The following is a 23,581-nucleotide window of genomic DNA, read 5'->3' as shown; positions in this document are numbered from 1 at the left end:
ATGAATGAGGACAAGCTCCGGGACTACCTGAAGTGGGTCACCGGTGACCTCGCCCAGACCCGCCAGCGCCTCCGCGCACTCGAGACCGCCCAGCAGGAGCCCATCGCGATCGTGGCGATGGGCTGCCGCTTCCCCGGTGGCGTGCGGAGCCCCGAACAGCTGTGGGAGCTGCTCGCCGGCGGCGGTGACGCGCTCGGCGGGTTCCCGGACGACCGCGGGTGGGACCTGGGCGCACTCTTCGACGACGACCCGGACCGGCCCGGCACCACCTACACCCGCGTCGGCGGCTTCCTCGACGGGGTCGCCGACTTCGACGCGGACCTGTTCGGCGTCTCACCGCGCGAGGCGCTCGCCATGGACCCGCAGCAGCGGCTCCTGCTGGAGACGGCCTGGGAGACGTTCGAACGGGCCGGCCTCGACCCGAAGCGCCTGCGCGGCAGCGCGACCGGGGTGTTCATCGGCACGAACGGGCAGGAGTACCTCAACCTGCTCACCCGGGCCGAGGAGAACGTCGAAGGCTATCTCGGCACCGGGAACGCGGCCAGCGTCGTGTCCGGGCGCATCTCCTACACGTTCGGCCTGGAGGGCCCCGCCCTCACCGTCGACACCGCGTGCTCCGCGTCGCTCGTCGCGCTGCACCTGGCCGCCACCGCCCTGCGCCGCGGTGAGTGCGGCCTGGCCATCGCCGGCGGCGCCACCGTTATGGCCACCCCGGGCGTCTTCGTCGAGTTCGCCCGCCAGCGCGGCCTGGCCCCGGACGGGCGTTGCAAGGCGTTCTCCGACGACGCCGACGGCACCGGCTGGGGCGAGGGCGTCGGCCTGCTCCTGCTGGAGCGGCTCTCGGACGCGCAGCGCCACGGCCACCCGATCCTTGCCGTCGTCAAGGGCAGCGCCGTCAACCAGGACGGCGCCTCCAACGGGCTCACCGCCCCCAACGGCCCGGCCCAGCAGCGGGTCATCCGGGCCGCGCTGAGCACCGCCGGCGTCGCCGCCACCGAGGTCGACGCCGTCGAGGCCCACGGCACCGGCACCGCCCTCGGCGACCCGATCGAGGCGCAGGCGCTGCTGGCCACCTACGGCCAGGGCCGCGAACCCGGCCGGCCGCTGTGGCTCGGCTCGATCAAGTCCAACATCGGCCACACCCAGGCCGCCGCCGGCGTCGCCGGCATCATGAAGATGGTCCTCGCGATGCGCGCCGGCGCCCTCCCGGCGACCCTGCACGTCACCCGGCCGTCCACGCACGTCGACTGGGCCGGCGGCGCCGTCGAACTGCTGACCTCGTCTCAGCGATGGCCGGCCGGCGACCACCCGCGCCGGGCCGGTGTGTCGTCGTTCGGCATCTCCGGCACGAACGCCCACATCATCCTCGAAGAGGCTCCGGCCGCCGAGCCGGCCGAGGTGGACCGGGCGGCGCTGCCCGTGGCTCCGTGGCCGGTGTCGGCGCACACGGCGGCCGCGCTCGACGCGCAGGTCGCCGCCGTACGGGCCGTGGACGTCGACCCGGTGGACGTCGGGTTCTCCCTCGCCACCACCCGCGCGCAGTTCGACCTGCGGGCGGTGCTGCTGGGTTCGACAGTGGTGCGCGGGCAGGTTCGCGAGGGCCGTTCGGCGATGCTGTTCACCGGTCAGGGGGCGCAGCGTCCCGGGATGGGCCGCGGTTTGTACGCGGCGTTCCCGGTGTTTGCGGAGAGTTACGATTCGGTCTGTGATCGGATCGAGGGTCTCCGCTCGGTGGTATCCTTTGACCAGACACAGTGGACACAGCCGGCGTTGTTCGCTTTTGAGGTGGCCGTTTTTCGGTTGCTGGAGTCGTGGGGCCTTGCGCCCGATTACCTACTAGGGCATTCGATTGGGGAGTTGGCCGCGGCGCATGTCGCGGGGGTGTGGGATCTGGATGGCGCCTGCCGGATTGTGGAGGCGCGGGGTCGGTTGATGCAGGCGCTGCCCGTCGGTGGGCGGATGGTCGCGGTGCAGACCGACGAGGCGACGGCACGGGCGGCGTTGGTCGAGGGTGTTGAGATCGCGGCCGTGAACGGGCCGGACGCGGTGGTGCTCTCGGGTGACGCGGATGCCGTTGCGGCGGTTGCGTCTGCGCTTGGGGTCAAGGCGCGGCGGTTGAACGTGTCGCATGCGTTCCATTCGGCGCATATGGACGGGATGTTGGACGAGTTCCGGGCTGTGGTGGCGTCGGTGCCGGCGCGGGCGCCTTCGATTCCGGTTGTGTCCAATGTGACCGGGGATCTGCGTGCGGACTTCACGGACCCGGATTACTGGGTGCGGCAGGTGCGGGAAACCGTTCGCTTTGCGGATGGGGTGGCGACCCTTGAGCAGGCCGGTGTCTCGCGGTATCTGGAAGTTGGGCCCGATGGGGTGCTGGCCGCGCTCGTCGCGGACGGGATTGCGGTTGCGCGCAAGGGGCGGGACGAGGCGGAGACGCTCATGGCGGCCGTCGCCCGGGCCTACACCCTCGGCTGGGCACCGGACTGGGCGAAGGTGTTCGGGGCGGCGGGGGTCGTGGAGCTGCCCACGTATCCGTTCCAGCGGCGGCGGTACTGGCCGACCATCAAGAACAGCGCGGACCCGGTCGACGGATGGCTCTACCGGATCGACTGGGTGCCGCTGACCCTCCCGGCCGGGCCCGGCGATGGGGTGGTTGTCGAGGTTCGGGATGCGGTAGAGGCGCTCGCGGCGGTGCAGCGGCACGAAGGGCGGCCGCTGTGGTGTGTGACTCGAGGCGGCGGCTCGGACGATGTGTGGGGCTTCGGCCGGGTCGCCGCGCTCGAATACCCGGATCTGTGGGGCGGGCTCGTCGACCTGCCGGCTGATCCGTCGGAGGAGGACCTGGAGATCCTGGCCCGGGTTGTTGGTGGGGTTGAGGATCAGGTGCGGATTCGGGACGGGGTCGCGTACGGGCGGCGGTTGCTTCGGACGGCCGCGGATGGGAGCCGGTGGCGGCCGCGGGGGACGGTGCTGGTCACCGGTGGGTCGGGGGCGCTCGGGCGGCACGTGACCCGGTGGCTGCTCGATCACGGGGCGGAGAACGTCGTCGTGGCCGGGCGCAGGAGTGAGCCGGCCTGTGACGTGTCGGATCGTGATGCGGTGTTCGCACTGGTGGAGCGGGTTCGGCCGGACTCGGTGGTGCATCTTGCGGGGGTGCTCGACGACGGGGTGATTGCAGGGCTCACGGCTGAGCGGATGCGGTTGGTCGCGGCGGCCAAGGTTGACGGGGCCCGTCATCTGGATGAGGCGACGCGTGGGCTGGACCTGGATGCGTTCGTGCTGTTCTCGTCGTTCGCGGGGGCGGTCGGGTCGGCTGGGCAGGCCAACTACGCGGCGGCCAACTCGGCGCTCGATGGAATCGTGCGGGAGCGGCGGGCGGCTGGGCGGCCGGCTGTGGCCATCGCCTGGGGGACCTGGGGTGGCGACGGGATGGCGGGCGACGCCGAGGTGGCGGCCCGGCATCGGCGCGGCGGGGTCCGGCCCATGGCCGCCGAGCGGGCCGTCGCGGCGCTGGAGCGGCTGGCCGTCGGGGCCGAGGCGGCGCCGATCGTCGCTGACATCGACTGGGATCGGTTCGGGGCGGTGTTCACGGCCAACCGGGCCGCTCCGCTCCTCGACGAGCTGCGGCCGCGGGCTGACGTCGCACCGGTGGTTGCGAACGGGCTGGCCGAGCGGCTTCGGGGGTTGCCCGTCGGGGACCGGGAAGGGTTCCTGCTCGGGCTCGTCCGCGAGCGGGCCGCGGCCGTCCTCGGGCACGCGGACTCGAACGCCATCGGCGCCGACCGGGCGTTCCGGGATCTTGGCTTCGACTCGTTGACCGCTGTCGAGTTCCGCAACGCGCTCGCTGCTGTGACCGGCCGGACCGGGCTGCCGGCCACGCTCGTGTTCGACTACCCGACGCCGGTTGGACTGGCTCGGTACCTGGTTGGTGAGCTGCTCGGCGGTGGCGGTGCGGCCTCTGGGAGTACCCCCGCGAAATCGGCTGTTGACGAGCCCATCGCCGTCGTCGCCATGGCGGGCCGGTTCCCCGGCGGCGTGACGAATCCTGAAGAGTTCTGGCGGCTGCTCGCCGACGGGCGGGACGGGTTGACGACGTTCCCCGCCGACCGGGGATGGGATCTGGACGGGCTGTTCGACCCCGATCCGGACCGGGCCGGGACGTCGTACACGCGGGTCGGTGGGTTCCTGGACGACGTCAGCGGGTTCGATGCCGGGTTCTTCGGGGTGTCGCCGCGTGAGGCGCTCGCGATGGACCCGCAGCAGCGGCTGCTGCTGGAGACCGCCTGGGAGGTGTTCGAGCGCGCCGGCATCGACCCCGGCGCGCTGCGGGGCAGCCCCACCGGGGTGTTCGTCGGCACCAACGGGCAGGACTATCCGGCCGTGCTCGCGGCCGGGGCCGAGAACGTCGAGGGGTATCAGGGGACCGGCAACGCGGCGAGTGTGGTGTCCGGGCGCATCTCGTACTCGTTCGGGTTCGAAGGGCCCGCCATCACCGTCGACACGGCCTGCTCGGCGTCCCTCGTGGCCGTGCACCTGGCCGTGCAGTCACTGCGCCGCGGTGAGTCGAGCCTGGCCGTGGCCGGCGGCGTCACCGTCATGTCGACGCCGGGACTGTTCATCGAGTTCAGCCGGCAGCGAGGGCTCGCCGTCGACGGGCGGTGCAAGGCGTTCTCCGACGACGCCGACGGTACCGGCTGGGGTGAGGGCGTCGGGCTGCTGCTGCTCGAGCGGCTCGACGACGCCCGGCGGCGGGGGCATCAGGTGCTGGCCGTGGTGCGGGGCAGCGCGGTCAACCAGGACGGCGCCTCCAACGGTCTGACGGCGCCGAACGGACCATCGCAGCAGCGGGTGATCCGGGCCGCGCTCGCCGATGCCGGGCTCCGGCCGTCCGATGTGGACGCGGTCGAGGCGCACGGCACCGGCACGAGCCTCGGTGATCCGATCGAGGCGCAGGCGCTGCTCGCCACCTACGGGCGGGACCGGGATGAGCCGCTGTGGCTCGGATCGGTGAAGTCGAACATCGGCCACACCCAGGCCGCGGCCGGTGTCGCCGGGCTGATGAAGATGATCCTCGCGCTGCGGCACGAGACGCTGCCCAGGACGCTCCACCTCACCGAGCCGTCGTCGCGCGTGGACTGGGCCGCCGGCGCCGTGTCGCTGCTCGCCGAGGCCCGCCCGTGGCCCGCGGGCGATCGGCCGCGACGGGCCGGCGTCTCCTCGTTCGGCGTGTCGGGCACCAACGCCCACATCATCCTCGAGGAGGCGCCCGCGCCGGACGCCGCGCCGGAGGCCGCCGAGCCGCCGGCCGCCCTCGCGTGGCCGCTCTCGGCCCGCAGCGAACCGGCGCTGCGAGCCCAGGCCGCCCGTCTGCACAGCCTCGATGACCTCGACGCCGCCGGTGTCGGGCGGGCCCTGGCCACCACGCGGGCCGCCCTCGAGCACCGGGCCGTCGTCGTCGGTGCCGACGCCGGCACGCTGCGACAGGCCCTCGAAGACTTCGCCGGGGGTACCCCGACCACCGCCGTCGTCACCGGCCGCGCCCGCCCGCCGGGCAAGGTCGCGTTCCTGTTCCCCGGCCAGGGCTCGCAGTGGGCCGGGATGGCCCTCGGCCTGCTCGACACCGAACCCGCCTTCGCCGCGCACATCGCCGCCTGTGAGCAGGCTCTGGCCCCGTACACCGGCTGGTCGCTGACCGCGGTCCTGCGCGGTGCGGCCGGGGCCCCGCCGCTGGAGCGGGTCGACGTCGTCCAGCCGGTGCTCTTCGCCGTCATGGTGTCCCTCGCCGCGCTGTGGCGCTCCCGGGGCGTCGAACCCGACGCCGTCGTCGGGCACAGCCAGGGGGAGATCGCCGCCGCGTACATCGCCGGAGTCCTCGGCCTCGACGACGCCGCCCGGGTCGTCGCCCTGCGCAGCCGGGCCCTGCTCGCCCTGTCCGGCCGCGGCGGGATGCTGTCCGTCGCCGCGCCCCTGGCCGACGTGCGCGAGCGCATCGCCGGCGGGGACGGGCGGCTCAGTGTCGCCGCGATCAACGGGCCGGCCGCGGTCGTCGTGTCCGGTGACGCCGACGCGCTCGACGCCCTGGCCGCCGCCTGCACCGCCGACGGGCTGCGCACCCGACGCGTCGACGTCGACTACGCCTCCCACAGCGCGCACGTCGAGGCGATCCGCGACACCCTGCTCGACGTGCTCGCGCCGGTCACACCAGGTCCGGCCACGGTGGCGTTCCACTCGACGGTCGAAGGCTCGGGCGACACCGTCGTCGGATCGGCCGGCTACTGGTACGCCAACCTGCGCAACACCGTCGCCTTCGAGCCCGCCATCCGATCCCTCGCGGCCGCCGGATACACGGCGTTCGTCGAGGTCAGCCCCCACCCCGTCGTGTCCGTCGCGGTCCAGGCGACGCTGGAGGACGCCGGCGTCGAGGCGACCGTCACCGGCACCCTGCGCCGCGACGACGGCGGACCCGAGCGGTTCCTCGCCGCCGTCGCCCAGGTGTGGGCCGACGGTGGCCGGGCCGAGCTCGCCCGGCCCGGGCCTCGGACCGTCGACCTGCCGACATACGCGTTCCAGCACGAGCGCTACTGGCCCACCCCGGCCCCCCGGACCGCCGCCGCCACCCGCGACGACCGGTTCTGGGACGCGGTCGAGCGGGCCGACGCCGCCGGGCTCGCCGCGGCCCTCCACGTCGAGCACGCCGCCGTCGAACCCCTCCTGCCCGCGCTCGCCGCCTGGCACCGCGACGAGCGCATCCGGGCCGCGGCGGACGGGTGGCGGTACCGGATCAGCTGGAAACCCCAGCCCCCGAGCACCGCACCCCGGCCCGCGGGTCTCTGGCTCCTGCTGCTGCCCGACGACGTCACCGTGCCGCCCGTCGCCGACGGGCTCGCCACCCTGGGCCTCGACCTGCGCGTGGTGCACGTCGACGCCACCACCGTGCGGCGCGAGGACTTCGCGCTGGCCGGGGCGGCCGGCATTCTGTCGCTGCTGGCGCTGGACGAGCGCCCCCGTCCGGACACGCCGGGAATTTCCGCCGGTACCGCGGCCACGCTCCTGCTCGCCCAAGCCCACGGCGACGGGGCGAGTGACGCCCGACTGTGGACGGTGACCAGCGGAGCCGTCTCCACCGGACCCGCCGATCCGCTGCGCGCACCCGACCAGTCCGCCGTCTGGGGGCTGGGCCGGGTCATCGGCCTCGAACTGCCGACCCGCTGGGGCGGCCTCATCGACCTGCCCACCGACGTCGACACCAACGCCGTCCGCCGGCTCGCGGCCGCGCTCGTCTCGGACGAGGACCAGCTCGCGATCCGGCACGGCGGCACGTCCGTGCGGCGGCTGGAGTCCGCGCCCGCCCCGCGCGACGGCGTCCAGTGGCGGCCCCGCGGCACCACGCTCGTCACCGGCGGCACCGGGGCGCTCGGCGGCCTGCTCGCCCGTGCCCTTGTCGCCCGTGGGGCCGAGCGGCTGCTGCTGGTCAGCCGCCGCGGCCCCGACGCCCCGGGCGCCGCCGAACTCGCCGACGAGCTCACCGCCCTCGGTGCCGCCGTCGCGATCGAGTCCTGCGACCTCGCTGACCCGGACGCCGTCGCCGCGCTCGTTGCCGCCGCCGACCGGGACGGGCCGCCGATCCGGGCCGTCGTGCACGCCGCCGGTCGGCCGCAGTCGCAGCCGCTGCCCGATATGAGCCTCGCCGACTTCGCCGCCGTGTACGCGGGCAAGGCGGCCGGGGCCCGGCACCTCGGGGCGCTGCTCGCCGGGCGGGACCTCGATGCGTTCGTGCTGTTCTCGTCGATTGCGGCCGTGTGGGGGAGCGGGGGACAGGCGGCGTACGCGGCCGGGAACGCCGTCCTCGACGCCGTCGCCCAGCAGCTGCGTGGTGCCGGGGTCCCGGCCACCGCCGTGCAATGGGGTGCCTGGGCCGAGCGGGGCATGGCGGCCGACCCCATCGCGCGCGACGGTCTGCTGCGCCGCGGCATCCGACCCATGCCGGCCGAGGCCGCGCTCGCCGCGCTGTTCGGTGCCGCCGGTGGCCGTGAGGCCGTGGTCGCCGTCGCGGACATCGACTGGGGGCGGTTCCGGCCGGCGTTCACGGTGGCCCGGCCCAGCCCGCTGCTCGCCGACCTCGACTCCCTGGAATCGGTCGACCCCGGCGCGGTCGAACCGCGGGCCGGCAATGCGCTGCGGGACCGGCTCGCCCCGATGGCCACGGCCGAGCGCTCGGCCGTGCTGCTGCACCTGGTTCAGGCCGAGGCGGCTGCTGTGCTGCGGCACACCGGGACCGGGGCCATCGAGGCGGCGCGGCCGTTCCGCGAGCTCGGCTTCGACTCGCTCACCGCGGTCGAGCTGCGCAACCGGCTCAACGCCGCTACCGGGCTCACGCTGCCGGCCACCCTCGTGTTCGACCACCCCACCGCGCGGGCGGTCGCCGCGCACGTGCTGGATGCGCTGTTCGGCGCGGCCTCGCCGGTCGCGGCCGGCCCGGCAACTGCCGCGGCCGCCGACGAGCCGATCGCGATCGTGGCTATGAGCTGCCGGTTCCCGGGCGGGGTCGGCTCGGCCGAGGATCTGTGGCGGCTGGTTGCCGACGGCACCGATGCGGTCTCGGCGATGCCGGGGGACCGCGGCTGGGACATCGACGGGCTGTACGGGCCGGATGGTGCGGGGCGTAGCAGTACCACCACCGAGGGCGGGTTCCTCGACGGGGCCGCGATGTTCGATGCGGGGCTGTTCAACATCTCGCCGCGCGAGGCCCTCGCCATGGACCCGCAGCAACGGCTGCTCCTGGAGACGTCGTGGGAGCTGTTCGAGCGGGCCGGCGTCGACGCCGACGGGCTGCGGGGCAGCGCCACCGGGGTGTTCATCGGGGCGTCGCCCTCCGGGTACGCCGCCGGCCTCACCACGGTCCCCGACGAGCTCGCCGGGCATCTGCTCACCGGCAACTCCGGCAGCGTGCTGTCCGGGCGGCTGTCGTACACGTACGGCCTCGAAGGGCCGGCCGTGACCGTCGACACCGCCTGCTCGTCGTCGCTCGTCGCCCTGCACCTGGCCGTGCAGGCCCTGCGCCGCGGCGAGTGCACCATGGCCGTCGCCGGCGGTGTCACCGTGATGGCGACGCCGGGCGTCTTCGCGGAGTTCAGCCGCCAGGGCGGACTGGCCGCGCAGGGTCGTTGCCGGGCATTTGCCGACGACGCCGATGGTACCGGCTGGGGCGAGGGCGTCGGCCTGCTGCTCGTCGAGCGGCTCAGCGACGCCGAGCGCCTCGGACACCCGGTGCTCGCGGTCGTCAAGGGCACCGCCGTCAACCAGGACGGCGCCTCCAACGGGCTCACCGCCCCGAACGGTCCCGCGCAGCAGCGGGTCATCCGGGCCGCGCTCGCCGATGCCGGGCTGACACCGGCCGCCGTCGACGCCGTCGAGGCACACGGCACGGGCACCGCGCTCGGGGACCCGATCGAGGCACAGGCGCTGCTGGCGACCTACGGCCAGGACCGCGCCGAGCCGCTCTGGCTGGGCTCGGTCAAGTCGAACATCGGCCACACCCAGGCCGCGGCCGGTGTCGCCGGAGTCATCAAGACCGTCATGGCGCTGCGTCACGGACGGCTGCCGCAGACGCTGCACGCGACCACGCCGACGTCCAAGGTGGACTGGACCGCGGGGGCCGTTTCGCTGCTGAGCGCCGGCCGGGACTGGCCGGACACCGGGCGTCCGCGGCGGGCCGGGGTGTCGGCGTTCGGGGTCAGCGGGACCAACGCGCACATCATCCTCGAGGGCGCTCCCCAAGTGCCGGCCGTACTGCCGCCGGCCCGGGTGCCGCTGCCCGCGGTGCCGTTGCCGGTGTCGGCCCGCAGCGCGGCCGCCTTGGACGCGCAGATCGCCCTCGTGCGTGCGCTGGACGCCGACCCGGTCGACCTCGGCTTCTCCCTCGCCACCACCCGCACCCAGCTGGAGCGCCGGGCAGTCGTGCTGGGCCCGGCGGTGCTTCGCGGGCAGGTTCGCGAGGGTCTGTCGGCGATGCTGTTCACCGGTCAGGGTGCGCAACGGGCGGATATGGGGCGGCGTCTTCACGCGGCGTTCCCGGTGTTCGCGGAGAGTTACGATTCGGTGTGCGATCGGATCGAGGGCCTCCGCTCGGTGGTATCCTTCGACCAGACACAGTGGACACAGCCGGCGCTGTTCGCGTTCGAGGTAGCCGTTTTTCGGTTGTTGGAGTCGTGGGGTCTCGCGCCTGACTTTGTGTTGGGGCATTCGATTGGAGAGTTGGCCGCGGCGCATGTCGCGGGGGTGTGGGATTTGGATGGTGCGTGCCGGATTGTGGAGGCGCGGGGTCGGTTGATGCAGGCGCTGCCCGTCGGTGGGCGGATGGTCGCGGTGCAGACCGACGAGGCGACGGCGCGGGCGGCGTTGACGCTCGGTGCTGAGATCGCGGCGGTGAATGGGCCGGACTCGGTGGTGCTCACTGGTGATGCCGAGGCGGTTGCGGCGGTTGCGGCCGCCCTTGGGGTGAAGTCGCGGCGGTTGAACGTGTCGCATGCGTTCCACTCGGCGCACATCGACGGGATGCTCGAGGAGTTCCGGGCCGTTGTCGCGTCGGTGCCGGCGCGGGCGCCTTCGATTCCGGTGGTGTCCAACGTGACCGGGGACTTGCGTGCGGACTTCACTGATCCGGATTACTGGGTGCGGCAGGTTCGGGACACCGTCCGGTTTTTCGACGGGGTGTCGACGCTTCGGCAGGCCGGCGTCTCGCGATTCCTGGAGCTGGGACCGGACGGGGTGCTGGCCGCGCTGGTCGAGGACGGTATTGCGGTCGCGCGCAAGGGGCGGGACGAGGCCGAGACGCTCATGGCCGCCGTCGCGCGGGCGCATGTCACCGGGTGGTCGCCGGACTGGACCAAGGTGTTCGGCAACGCGGCCGTGGTCGAGCTGCCCACGTATCCGTTCCAGCGGCAGCGGTACTGGATCGAGCCCACGACCGCCGCCTCCGATCCGGGCGCGTTCGGCCTGCGGGCCACCGAGCACCCGCTGCTCGGCGCGGCCGTCCCGGTCGCCGGTGGCGACGGCGTCCTGCTCACCGGGCGGGTCGCACCGCGGAACCACCCGTGGCTCGCCGAACACGTCGTCCACGGCGTCGCCTACATCCCCGGCACGGTCCTGGTCGACCTGGCCGTGCGCGCCGGCGACGAGGTGGGCTGCGACCGGATCGAGGAGCTGATCGTCGAGGCGTCGCTGCCGACACCCGCGGACGGCCCCCTGGAACTCCAGGCCGCCGTCGGCCCGGCCGACACCGCCGGCGCCCGCACGGTCGCCCTGTTCAGCCGGGCCGGCGGCGGCACCTGGACCCGGCACGCCCGCGGCACCCTCACCCGCGGCCCGGCCCACGACCCCGGCACCCTCGCCCAATGGCCGCCGGCCGGGGCCGAACCCCTCCCCGTCGACGAGCTCTACGAACGGTGGGCCGAGGTCGGGTTCGCGTACGGGCCGGCATTCCGCGGCCTGCGCGCCGCCTGGAAGAGCGGCGGCGCGGTCTACGCCGAGGTCGAGGTCCCGGCCCAGCCCGGCGACGACGGTTTCGGCCTGCGCCCCGCCCTGCTCGACGCCGCCCTGCACCCGCTCGCCCTCGGCGCCCTGCCCGGCCTCGACGGCGACCTGCTCCCGTTCGCGTGGAGCGGCTTCACCCTGCACGCCGCCGGCGCCACCCGGCTGCGGGTGCGCCTCCGCCCGGCCGGCCGCCCGGGCGCCGTCGCCCTGCTGCTCACCGACCCCACCGGCGCCCCCGTCGCGAGCGCCGACGCCCTCGTCCTGCGGCCCACCGGTGCTCCGGCCCCCGCCGCCGAGACCACCCGCACCGGCAGCGGCGCCGCCGCACCCGCCCGGCGCCGGGCCGCCGCCACCGCCGCACCGGCCGGCGACGCCGAGACCGGTGACGGGCTCGGCGGACGGCTCGCCGCGCTCACCGACGCCGACGGGCTCCGCCTGCTCACCGACCTGGTCCGCGCGCAGACCGCGGGCGTGCTCGGATACGCCGACCCCGGCGAGGTCGACGCCGATCAGCCGTTCAAGAACCTCGGCGTCAACTCGCTCACCGCGGTCGAGCTGCGCAACGCCCTCACCGAAGCGACCGGTCTGCGACTGCCCGCCACCCTGGTCTTCGACCGGCCCACCCCGGCCGCCGTCGCCGAGCACCTCCGGGCCGAGCTGCTCGGCGCTCCGGACGGCGGGCCGGCCGAGGTCCCGGCCCCGGCCACCGTGGACGAGCCCATCGCGATCGTCGGCCTGAGCTGCCGCTTCCCCGGCGGGGTCCAGAGCCCCGACGACCTGTGGGATTTGGTGCGCTCCGGCGGCGACGCCATCAGCGGCTTCCCGGCCAACCGCGGCTGGGACCTCGAAGCGCTCTACGACCCGGACCCCGACGCGCCCGGCACCTGCTACGCGCGGGGCGGCGGCTTCCTGCACGACGCCGGCGACTTCGACCCCGCGTTCTTCGGCATCTCGCCCCGCGAGGCCCTGGCCATGGACCCCCAGCACCGCATCCTGCTGGAGATCGCGTGGGAGGCCCTCGAACACGCCGGACTCGACCCGGCGGCCCTGCGCGGCAGCCCCACCGGCGTCTTCGCCGGCGTCACCTACCAGGACTACGTCGGCCTGCTCATGCTGGCCAAAGAGCGGGCCGAGGGCCTCATCGGCAGCGGCAACTCCTTCAGCGTCCTGTCCGGGCGCATCGCTTACACCCTCGGCCTCGAAGGCCCGGCGGTGTCCGTCGACACCGCCTGCTCCTCGTCGCTCGTCGCGCTGCACTGGGCCATCCAGTCGCTGCGGGCCGGCGACTGCAACCTGGCCCTGGCCGGCGGCGTCACCGTGATGTCCACCCCGGTCTCGCTCATCGACTACAGCCGCCAGCGGGCCCTCGCCCCCGACGGGCGCTGCAAGCCCTTCTCGGCCGCGGCCGACGGCGCCAGCTGGTCCGAGGGCGCCGGCCTGGTCGTGCTCGAACGGCTCGGCGACGCCCGCCGCAACGGCCACCGGGTCCTCGCCATCGTCCGCGGCAGCGCCGTCAACCAGGACGGCGCCTCCAACGGGCTCACCGCGCCCAACGGCCCGGCCCAGCAGCGCGTCATCCGGCGGGCGCTGGCCGGGGCCGGCCTGGCCGCCGCCGACGTCGACGCGGTCGAGGCGCACGGGACCGGTACCCCCCTCGGGGACCCGATCGAGGCCCAGGCGATCCTCGCCACCTACGGCCAGCAGCGCGAACCCGGCCGGCCCCTGTGGCTCGGCTCGCTCAAGTCGAACATCGGCCACCCGCAGGCCGCCGCCGGCATCGGCGGCGTCATCAAGATGGTGCAGGCGATGCGCCACGGCGTCCTGCCGCCGACCCTGCACGTCACCGAGCCGTCGCCGCACGTCGACTGGGCCGCCGGCGACGTCGAGCTGCTCACCGAGGCCCGGCCGTGGCCCGAGACCGGCCGACCGCGCCGGGCCGCGGTGTCGTCGTTCGGCATGAGCGGCACCAACGCCCACGTCATCCTCGAGGAGCCGGCGCCGGCGCCTGACCCGGAGCTATCCCCGGCCGACCTGCCGGTGGTGCCGCTACCCGTCTCCGCGCGGACGCCGGCCGCACTCGACGCGCAGCTGGCCCGGCTCGACGCGATCGGCGGCGCCGGCGTGGACCTCGGCTTCTCGCTCGCCACGACCCGGTCGCAGTTCGACCACCGGGCGGTACGGCTGGGCTCGGCGGTGGTGCGCGGTCAGGTCCGCAAGGGGCGATCCGCGATGCTCTTCACCGGTCAGGGGGCGCAGCGGGCTGATATGGGCCGGCGTCTTCACGCAGCGTTCCCGGTGTTCGCGGAGAGTTACGATTCGGTCTGTGATCGGATCGAGGGTCTCCGCTCGGTCGTATCCTTTGACCAGACACAGTGGACACAGCCGGCACTGTTCGCCTTTGAAGTAGCCACATATCGCTTGTTGGAGTCGTGGGGTCTTACCCCCGACTACCTGCTCGGGCATTCGATTGGAGAGTTGGCCGCGGCGCACGTCGCGGGTGTGTGGGACTTGGATGGCGCGTGCCGGATCGTGGAGGCACGCGGTCGGTTGATGCAGGCGCTGTCCTCCGGTGGGTGGATGGTCGCGGTGCAGACCGACGAGGCCACGGCGCGGGCGGCGCTGGTCGAGGGTGCGTCGATCGCGGCCGTGAACGGGCCGGACTCGGTAGTGCTCTCGGGCGATGCTGAGGCGGTTGCGCTGGTCGCGGCGGCGCTCGGGGTGAAGTCGCGGCGGCTGAACGTGTCGCATGCGTTCCACTCCGCGCACATGGACGGGATGCTGGACGAGTTCCGAGCCGTGGTGGCGTCGGTGCCGGCGCGGGCACCCTCGATCCCGATCGTGTCCAACGTGACCGGCGACCTGGGTGCGGACCTCACGGACCCGGACTACTGGGTGCGGCACGTGCGGGAAACCGTCCGGTTTTTCGACGGGGTGTCGACGCTTCGGCAGGCCGGCGTCTCGCGATTCCTCGAGCTGGGCCCGGACGGGGTGCTCGCCGCGCTGGTCGAGGACGGGATCGCGGTCGCGCGCAAGGACCGCGACGAGGCCGAGACGCTCATGGCCGCCGTCGCGCGGGCACACGTGAGCGGATGGTCGCCGGACTGGACCAAGGTGTTCGGGAAGGCGGCGGTGGTCGAGCTGCCGACGTACCCGTTCCAGCGGCAGCAGTACTGGCCGACCATCGAGCATCCCGCGGCCGCCGGCACCACCGACCCGGCCGACGCGCGGTTCTGGGACGCCGTCGAGCGGGCCGACACCACCGCGCTCGGGGCAACGCTGGGGCTCGACGCTGACGCCTTCACGACGGTGCTGCCGGCGCTCGCCGACTGGCGGCGGCGCCGGGGTGAGCAGTCCACTGTGGATGCCTGGCGCTATCGCATCCAGTGGCGGCCCGGTGATGACCGCCCGGCCGTGCTGAGCGGCACCTGGCTGGTCGTGCACGATGGACCCACCGCGGCCCTCGAGCGCGTCGCCGACGGGCTGCGGGCCGCCGGAGCCACCGTGACGACCCTGGATCGCGGTGCCGATCCGCGCCTGGCCCGGCCGGGCATCGGCGCGGTGGACGGGATCGTGTCGCTGCTCGCCATCGGTGAGCGGCGCAGCACCAACCCCGCCGCCGAGACGGCCGAACTCGTCCAGGTCCTGGCCGGACTCGGGATCGCCGCGCCGCTGTGGTGCGTGACCAGCGGGGCCGTATCCATCGGGCCGTCCGACCCGCTGCGCGATCCCGAGCAGAGCGGTGTGTGGGGGCTCGGCCGGGCGGCGGCCCTCGAGTATCCGCGCAGCTGGGGCGGGCTCGTCGACCTGCCGGCCGACCCGGACGAGCGGGCCGTCCGCCGGCTCGCCGGAGTGCTCGGCGGCGGGGAGGATCAGGTCGCGGTGCGCGCGTCCGGGGTCTTCGCGCGGCGGCTCGTGCACGCCCCCGCCCCTGCGGCCGGAACGGAGTGGCGGACCAGTGGCACGGCGCTCGTCACCGGCGGCACCGGTGCGCTCGGCGCGCACGTCGCCCGGGCTCTGGCCGGGCTCGGAGCCGAACACCTGGTGCTCACCAGCCGCCGCGGCAGTCAAGCGCCCGGCGTGGCCGAGCTCACCGCGGAGCTGACCGCCCTCGGTGTGCGGGTCACCGTCGCCGCCTGCGACATCGCCGACCGCGCGGCCGTCGCCCGGCTGCTCGACGGGCTGGCCGATCTGCGGGTTGTCGTGCACGCGGCCGGAGTACCCCAGTCGGCGGTCCTCGACGGGATGTCCGCGGCCGACTTCGCGGCCGTATACGCCCCCAAGGCGGCCGGGGCCGTCCACCTCGACGAGCTGACCGCCGGGCTCGACCTCGACGCGTTCGTGCTGTTCTCGTCGATCTCGGCCACCTGGGGCAGTGGCGGGCAGGCCGCCTACGCCGCCGCCAACGCCGTGCTCGACGGGATCGCCCAGCGCCGGCGCGCGGCCGGGCGGGCGGCGACCGCCGTGGCCTGGGGTCCGTGGGGCGGCGGTGGCATGGTCACGGCCGAGGAAGGGACCGAGGAGTTCCTGCGCCGCCGCGGTCTGCGCGTGCTCGACCCGGCCCGGGCGCTCACCGCCCTGCGCGGCGCGCTCGCGCTCGGCGAGGCGTCCGTGACCGTCGCCGACGTCGACTGGGGCAAGTTCGCGCCCGGGTTCACCGGCAGCCGGCCCAGCCCGCTGCTCGGCGACCTGCCCGAGGTCGCCGCCCTCAACGCCGGCGACGACCCGGCCGTCGTCGCCGCGGCCGGCAGCCGACGGGAGCGGCTCGCGGGGCTGGCCCTCGCGGAGCGGACCGCGGTCCTGCTGGACCTCGTACGCGCCGAGGCGGCGGCCGCGCTCGGCCACGCCACCGCCGATGCCGTCGACGCCGAACAGGCCTTCCGTGACCTGGGATTCGACTCGCTCACCGCCGTCGAGCTCCGCAACCGGCTCAACACCGCCACCGGGCTCAAGCTGCCGGCGACCCTGCTGTTCGACCATCCGAGCGCCACCGCGCTCGCCGCGCATCTCGCCGGGGAGGTCGGCGGCGCCGCGGTCGTCGCGCCGGCGGTGGCGGAGGCCATCGGCGCCAGGACCGACGAGCCCATCGCCATCGTCAGCATGAGCTGCCGGTTCCCGGGCGGCGTCGACTCACCCGAGGCGCTGTGGGACCTCGTCGTCGGCGGCGGCGACGCGATCACCCCGTTCCCGACCGACCGCAACTGGGACACCGCCGCGCTCTACGACCCCGACCCGGACCACGCCGGCACCTCCTACGTCCGCGAGGGGGCGTTCCTCGACGGCGTCGCCGACTTCGACCCGCAGTTCTTCGGCATCTCGCCGCGCGAGGCGCTCACCATGGACCCGCAGCAGCGGCTGCTGCTCGAGGTCGCGTGGGAGGCGTTCGAGCGGGCCGGCATCGACCCGGCGGCCGTGCGCGGCCGGCGCATCGGGGTCTTCGCCGGCACCAACGGCCAGGACTACATCGCCACCCTCGCCGCCGCGTCCGCGTTCGACGAGGGCTACGTCGGCACCGGCAACACCGCCGCCGTCATGTCCGGCCGGATCTCCTACACGCTGGGCCTGGAGGGCCCGGCGGTCACCGTCGACACCGCCTGCTCCTCGTCGCTGGTCGCCATGCACTGGGCGGCCCAGGCACTGCGCAACGGCGAGTGCGAGCTGGCCCTCGCCGGCGGCGTGACGGTCATGACCACGCCCGGCTCGTTCATCGCCTTCAGCCGCCAGCGGGGCCTCGCCGCCGACGGTCGCTGCAAGGCGTTCTCCGCCGACGCCGACGGCACCAACTGGGGCGAGGGCGCCGGCCTGGTCCTGCTGGAGCGGCTCGGCGACGCGCAGCGTAACGGCCACACCATCCACGCGGTCATCCGGGCCGGCGGCGTCAACCAGGACGGCGCGAGCAACGGGCTCACCGCCCCCAACGGCCCGGCCCAGCAGCGGCTCATCCGCCAGGTCCTCGGCACCGCCGGGCTGCGCCCGGCCGACGTCGACCTGCTCGAGGCCCACGGCACCGGCACCGCACTCGGCGACCCGATCGAGGCCCAGGCGCTGCTGGCCACCTACGGGCAGGAGCGCGACCCCGACCGGCCGCTGTGGCTGGGCTCGGTCAAGTCGAACATCGGCCACACCCAGGCCGCCGCCGGTGTCGCCGGGGTGATCAAGGCGGTGCTGGCGCTGCGCCACCGGGTGCTGCCGCCCACCCTGCACGCGGCCACGCCGTCGCGGCACGTGGACTGGTCCGCCGGCGACGTGCGGCTGCTCACCGCCGCGGCCGAGTGGACCGGCCCCGGCGCCGCACCTCGTCGGGCCGGCGTATCCGCGTTCGGCATCAGCGGTACCAACGCGCATCTCATTCTCGAAGAGGCGCCCGCCGCCGAACCGCCGGCCGCCGCCCAGCCCGACGGCCCCTTCGCCTGGGTGCTGTCCGGCCGGGGCGAGGACGCGCTCGCGGCCCAGGCCCGGGCCCTCGCCGAACACCTGCAGGAGGCGCCCGGCGCCGTCGCGGCCGCCCTCGCCACCGCGCGGGCGCTGCTGCCCGACCGGGCCGCCATCGTCGCCGACGGCCGGGACACGTTCGCCGCCGCGCTGGAGGCCGTCGCCACCGGGGCCGGCCACCCGGCCGTCGTGCGGGCCGAGGCCGCCCCGGCCGGGCGGACCGCGGTGCTGTTCACCGGGCAGGGCGCCCAGCGCGACGGGATGGGCCGGGAGCTGTACGCCCGGCACCCGGTGTTCGCCGCCGCGTTCGACGCCGCCTGCGCCCGCTTCGACACCACCCTCGACCGTCCGCTGCGCGAGGTCGCGTTCGCGGGCGGACCCGAGCTGCATCGCACCGGCTACACCCAGCCCGCCCTGTTCGCGTTCGAGCTGGCCCTCTACCGCCTCGCGGAGTCGGCCGGCCTGGCCGCCGACGCGGTCCTCGGCCACTCCATCGGCGAGATCGTCGCCGCCCACGTCGCCGGCGTCTTCGACCTCGACGACGCCTGCCGCCTGGTCACCGCCCGCGCCGCGCTCATGGAGGCGCTGCCCGGAGGCGGGGCCATGGCCGCCGTCCAGGCCGGCGAGGCCGAGGTCGCCGCACAGCTCGACGACACCGTCGCCATCGCCGCGGTCAACGGGCCGGCCGCGGTCGTCGTCTCCGGCGACGAGGCCGGCGTCGAACGGATCGCCGCCCACTTCGTGGCCGCGGGCCGGCGGGTCCGGCGGCTGCGGGTCAGTCACGCCTTCCATTCGCCGCGGATGGACGGCATGCTCGCCGAGTTCGGCCGGGCCGCCGAAGCCGTCACCTACGCGCCGCCGCGGATACCGGTGGTGAGCAACGTCAGCGGTGCGCTCGCCACGGCCGCCGACCTCACCGAACCGCGGTACTGGGTGCGGCACGTGCGCGCGGCGGTGCGCTTCGCCGACGGTGTCACCGCGCTGCACGACGCCGGGTACACCCGTTTCGTCGAATGCGGCCCCGATGCCGTCCTCACCGCGATGGCCGCGGAAAGCCTGCCCGCTGAGGCGCTGCGGGTCGCGCTGTCCCGGCGGGACCGGCCCGAGGCCGAGGCGTACCTGCGCGGCCTGGCCCACCTCGTCGTCGCCGGCGCCGGGACGGGCCTGCGGGCGGCGCTGGCCCCGGCCGGAGTGGTCCCGGCCGACCTGCCGACCTACCCGTTCCAGCGCCGCCGCTACTGGCCCCGCCCGGCGGCCGCACACCCGCTGCTCGGTGCCGCCGTCGTCCTGGCCAACGAGGACACCTTGCTGTTCACCGGCCGCCTGTCGCTACACACCCACCCGTGGCTGGCCGACCACGCCCTGCCCGGCGGTGCGATCGTCCCCGGCACCGCGCTGCTGGACATGGCGGTGCGGGCCGGCGAGGAGACCGGCTGCCCCGGCGTCGAGGAGCTGACCCTGGCCGCGCCGCTGGTCCTGCCCGCCGACGGCGCGGTGGAGGTGCAGGTCCGCGCCGACGCCGCCGACGAGACGGGCCGTCGCCGGCTCACCGTGCACGCCCGCCCGGCCGGCGACGAGCGCGACTGGACGCCGCACGCCACCGGTGTGCTGGGAGCCGCCGCGCCCGCACCCGAGTCCGGCGCCTGGCCACCACCCGGCGCGGCGGCCGTACCCCTCGATGGCTTCTATGAAAGGCTGGCCGAGTCCGGCTTCCGCTACGGGCCGGTGTTCCGCGGCCTGCGGGCCGTCTGGCGGGCCGGTGACGACGTCTGTGCCGAGGTGGAGCTACCCGCGCCGGCCGACGATGACGCCGCCGGGTTCGCCGTCCACCCGGCACTGCTCGACGCCGCGCTGCACGCGGTCGCGTTCACCGGGCTCGGGCGCACCGACCGGGGGCGGCTGCCGTTCGCGTGGACCGGCGTCACCGTGCACGCGACCGGGGCCACCCGGCTGCGGGTCACCATGCGCACCATCGGCGCCGACGCCGTCTCGCTCGCCGTGTCCGACCCGGCCGGGCGGCCCGTGGCCACCGTGGGCTCGCTGACGCTTCGGGAGCTGGCGGCGGTACCGTCGAAAGCCGCTCTTCCCCCGGATCTGCTGCGTCTGGACTGGCCGGCCCTGAGCCTCGCCCCGGCCGCACCCGGAGCCCGGCGCTGGGCCGTGGCCGGGGCGGACCCGCTCGGCTTCGGTGCGGCGGCCGATGCGGCCGGCGTCCATCTCGAGTCGTACGCCGACCTCGGGGCACTCGCGGCCGCCGCCCGGGCCGGCACCCCGGTCCCGCCGGTGGTCTTCCACATCAGCCGCGGCGGGGACGTCCACGCCCTGACCGCCCGCGCGCTCGACGCCGTCCAGCAGTGGCTCGCCGAACCCGCGTTCGCCGCCGCCCGCCTGGTGTTCCTCACCCGGGGCGCCGTCGGCGACGACGTGCGCGACCCGGCCGCCGCGGCCGTCGGCGGCCTCGTGCGGTCCGCCCGGACCGAGAACCCGGGCCGCTTCGCCCTCGTCGACCTCGACGCGTCGCCCGAGTCCCTGGCCGCCCTGCCGGCCGTGCTGGACAGCGGCGAGGACGAGGTACTCCTCCAGCACGGCTCGGCCCGCATCCCGCGCCTGGCCCCGGCGGGCGGACTCGATGAACTGGACCCACCGGCCGGTGCGGACGCGTGGCGGCTCGCCGTCGGCGCCCAGGGGACGCTGGAGTCCCTGGAGCTGCTGCCGGTCACCGACGTCACCGGGCCGCTGCGCCCGGGCCAGCTGCGGCTGCGGGTCCGGGCGGCCGGCGTCAACTTCCGCGACGTCCTCAACGCCCTCGGCATGTACCCGGGCGAGGCCGGCGCGCTCGGCCAGGAGGGCGTCGGCGTCGTCACCGAGGTCGGCCCGGACGTCGCCGGGTTCGCGGTCGGCGACCGGGTCATGGGCATGTTCCCGGGCGCGTTCGGGCCCATCGCCGTCGCCGACCACCGCATGGTGATCGCCGTGCCCGCCGGTTGGTCCGACGCGCAGGCGGCCTCGGTGCCGCTGGTGTTCCTCACCGCCTACTACGCCCTCGTCGAGCTCGGCGACCTGCGCGCCGGGCAGCGGGTGCTCGTCCACGCGGCCGCCGGCGGCGTGGGCATGGCCGCCGTGCAGCTGGCCCGCCACCTCGGCGCCGAGGTCTACGCCACCGCGAGCACCGGCAAGTGGGACGTCGTGCGCGGCCTGGGCGTGGCCGCCGACCGGCTCGCCTCCTCCCGCACCCTGGACTTCGAGGCGACGTTCCGCGAGCGCAGCGCGGGGGAGGGCGTCGACCTCGTCCTCAACGCGCTCGCCCGCGACTACGTCGACGCGTCGCTGCGCCTGCTCCCGCGGGGCGGGCACTTCCTGGAGATGGGCAAGACCGACGTGCGCGACGCCGACGCGGTCGCCGCCGCGCACCCGGGCGTGCGCTACCGCGCGTTCGACCTCATCGAGGCCGGGCCCGCGCGCATCGGCGCCATGCTGCGCGACCTCGTCGCACTGTTCGACGCGGGGGTACTCCACCCGCTCCCCGTCACCGCGTCCGACGTCCGCCGGGCCCGCGACGCCTTCCGCTACATCAGCCAGACCCGCCACGTCGGCAAGGTCGTGCTCACCCTGCCGGCACCGTGGCGGCCCGACGGCACCGTCCTGGTGACCGGCGGCACCGGCGGCCTCGGCGCCGACACCGCCCGCCACCTCGTCGCGCACCGCGGCGTCCGGCGGCTGCTGCTGGCCAGCCGGAGCGGACCGGCCGCCGCCGGCGCGGGCGAGCTGCGGGCCGAGCTCGAGGCGCTCGGTGCGACCGTCACCGTCGCCGCGTGCGACGTCGCCGACCGGGACGCCACCGCCGCGCTGCTCGCCGCGGTCCCGGCCGAACACCCGCTGACCGCGATCGTGCACACCGCCGGCGTCCTCGACGACGCCACCGTCGGCACCCTCGACCCGCAGCGGCTCGCCGCCGTCCTGCGCCCGAAGGCGGACGCCGTGCGGCACCTCGACGCGCTCACCGCCGGAACGGACCTCGCCGCGTTCGTCGTGTACTCCTCGGTCTCGGGCCTCATGGGCGGGGCCGGGCAGGCCAACTACGCCGCCGCCAACGCGTTCCTCGACGCCTGGGCGGCCGACCGGCAGACCCGCGGCCGGCCCGCCACCGCCCTCGCCTGGGGGCCGTGGTCGACCGGCCGTGGCATGACCGGCGAGCTGACGGACGCCGACATCGCCCGGATGTCCCGCGGAGGCCTGCTGCCACTCGACACCACCCGCGGCCTGGCCCTGTTCGACGCGGCTGTCGACCGGGCGGCGGCGGTTGCGGTACCGCTGCGGATCGAAGGCACCGCACTGCGGGAACTCGGCGACGCCGCGGCACCGGTCCTGCGGGGCCTGGTTCGCGGTCCGCTCCGGCGCACCGCCGCCGCCCGCACCGCCGCCGCGCCCGCATCGCTGCGGGACCGCCTGGCCGCCCTCGCCGCCGCCGAACGGGACGCGCTGCTGCTCGACACCGTGCGCACCCAGGTCGCCACCGTGCTCGGTTTCACCACCCCGGACGCCGTCCCGGCCGGCAAGAGCCTGCTGGAGACCGGATTCGACTCGCTGACCGCGGTCGAGCTGCGCAACCGGCTCGGCGCCGCGACCGGCCTGCGGCTACCGCCCACGCTGGTTTTCGACCACCCGACGCCCGCCGCGCTGGCCGCGCACCTGCTGGCCGAACTGGGCGACCTCGCCGATGCCGCCCCCGTGGTCAGCCCCGACGAGCACGACGCCGCCGGCGCGCGGGAGGACGGCATCGGCGCGCTGTTCCGCGCGGCGTGCCGCAACCGGCAGGTCGACCAGGGCTACGCCCTGCTGCGCAGCGCCGCCGCCCTGCGCCCCACGTTCAAGTCCCGCGCCGACTTCGGCCGCGAGCTGCCGCCGGTCAAGCTCGCCTCCGGCCCCGCCGACCGGCCGGTCCTGGTGTGTTTCAGCTCGTTCGTCGCCCTCGCGGGCGTGCACCAGTACGCCCGCCTGGCCGCCGGGTTCCGCGAAGGCTTCGACGTCTGGGCGCTGTCGGTGCCCGGGTTCCGGGCCGGCGAGCGGCTGCCGGTGAGCGCGGAGACGGTCACCGGCATGCAGGCCGAGCTGGTCGCCGAGTGCGTCGGCGACCGCGCCGCGGTGCTGCTCGGCTCCTCCGGCGGAGGCCTGCTCGCCCACGCCGCCGCGGCCCGGCTGCGCGAGGCCGGCCGCCCGGCCGCCGGCGTCGTCCTGCTCGACACCTACCCGGCGACCGGGGACTCGCCCCTCGCGAAGTTCCAGGCCGAGCTCATCGACGGCATGTTCGACCGGCAGGGACTGTTCACCCACCTCGACTCGGCCCGGCTGACCGCCATGAGCTGGTACTTCGACCTGTACGCGGGCTGGCGGCCGGCGTCGACGGCCACGCCGACACTGCTGCTGCGCTCCTCCGAGCCGATCGTCGCGGCCGGCCCCGACGGGCCGTACCGCCCCGAGGACTGGCAGACGTCCTGGTCGGAGGCGGACACGATCCTCGACGTGCCCGGGAACCACTTCACGATGATGGAGCACCACGCCGGGACGACCGCGGACGCGGTCCGGCAGTGGGTCGGGCGCGCGATCGCGCCGGAAAGGTAGA

1 protein-coding gene is annotated in these 23,581 nt (G+C 75.3%); it reads left to right on the top strand.

All coding sequences use genetic code 11. From position 1 onward, the window contains the following. Positions 1 to 23,580 carry a type I polyketide synthase gene (locus ACIA8L_RS12515; RefSeq protein ID WP_395903513.1) on the top strand — a complete coding sequence of 7,860 codons (23,580 nt, stop codon included), beginning with the start codon at positions 1 to 3 and terminating at the stop codon, positions 23,578 to 23,580. Position 23,581 lies beyond the last annotated feature (1 nt).

This window comes from Dactylosporangium sp. NPDC051541, from assembly GCF_044454505.1.
In the GTDB taxonomy this organism is placed as follows: domain Bacteria; phylum Actinomycetota; class Actinomycetes; order Mycobacteriales; family Micromonosporaceae; genus Dactylosporangium.
This window is presented reverse-complemented; position numbering and strand designations above follow the sequence as displayed.